The organism is Collinsella aerofaciens (assembly GCF_028207065.1).
Taxonomy (GTDB): Bacteria; Actinomycetota; Coriobacteriia; order Coriobacteriales; family Coriobacteriaceae; genus Collinsella; species Collinsella aerofaciens_AR.
Genome location: NZ_JAQLFP010000065.1, coordinates 1 through 1,299 on the forward strand (window position 1 = coordinate 1; position 1,299 = coordinate 1,299).

Consider the following 1,299-nt stretch of genomic DNA (forward strand, 5'->3'; position numbering starts at 1 on the left):
GGGGGTGCGGACGATTTCTTGGACCGCGCCTAGGCGTATCCAAGCTTCCTGCGGTACTCCATCGGGCTCAGCCACCCGAGGGACTTCTTGATGCGCCCATCCCGATAGTACACGAGGTAGGACTCGAGCCTCCCCATGAACTCCTCGGCCGTCACGCCCTCCCAGTCCCTGTAGCGGAAGAACTCGTTCTTGAGGCGCCCGAAGAAGCCCTCGCAGGCCGAGTTGTCCGGGCTGCAGCCCTTCGCGGACATGCTCCTGACCAGGCCGTTCTCCTCGCAGATCCCGATCCACTCCGGCCAGCGGTAGTGGCCGCCCCGGTCCGAGTGGATCGTCGTGCGCGTGCCCGCCGGCCTCGCCGCGCAGGCCTTGAGCAGGCTCGAGTTCGCGAGGCGCTTGTCGGGGTGCAGCCCGATCGACCAGGCGACGGGCATCCCGTCGAAGCAGTCGATGACCGGGCTCAGGTAGACCTTCTCGCCGCCCGGGAGCCTGAACTCGGTGATGTCGGTGAGCCACAGCCGGTTGGGCTCGTCGGCGTGGAAATCCCTGTTCACGAGGTTCTCCGGCGCCTTGGAGACCTCGCCGGCGTAGGAGCTGTAGCCCCGGGCGCGCCTCTTGTTGTAGACGACCTCGAGGCCCTCCTCGCGCATCACGCGGGCCACGCGCTTCTCGCTGGCGCGGACGCCCTCGCGGCGCAGGCGCGCCCAGACGGTGCGGTACCCCCAGCACCCCGAGCCCTCGCGGAAGATGCGCACCACGCGGCCGCGTATGTCGGCGTCGCGGTCGCGCGGCACGGCGACGCGGGGCCTCCAGTACTCATAGGAGCTCTTCGATATCCTCAAGAAACCTGTGATCGAGCGGAGGGGCAGGGCGGTCGCCCGCCTCAATCTCTCGCCGAGCTCGCACTTGCTCCTGTTCGAGATCGAAGCCGGGTCCCACCCTTCCGCTTTTAGGTCGGCCAACACCGCCCTGAGCAGCAGGTTCTCTATCTGGTCCTCGTTGAGCCCGGCGAGCGGGCCGGTCGCGGGCGGGGCGTAGATCGACTTGTCGGGGCCCAAGCTGGCCTCCTTCCGTGGCGGTTTCCTCGCCACGATTCTACAGCCCCCGCCGGTGTAGCTGCGCGGGAGGTGCCCCGTCGCCCACTTCTTGGCCGCGCTCACCGTGACCCCCGCGAACTCCGCGGCGGCGGTGGGCCCCATGCCGTCCTCCGTCGCCAGGAGGAAGAGCTCGACCTTCTCCCTGCTGTACATGCGAACCTCCAGTCCGGACCGCCCCGCGGTCCAACTTTCTGTCCGCACCCCC

Annotated in this window: 1 protein-coding gene; it reads right to left on the reverse strand. The window is 68.6% G+C overall.

The features are described 5' to 3' along the window. Window positions 1-29: 29 nt before the first annotated feature. Window positions 30-1,299 (reverse strand): IS3 family transposase (locus PMX72_RS10260; RefSeq protein WP_271729945.1); only part of this gene is annotated, 1,270 nt, incomplete at its 5' end.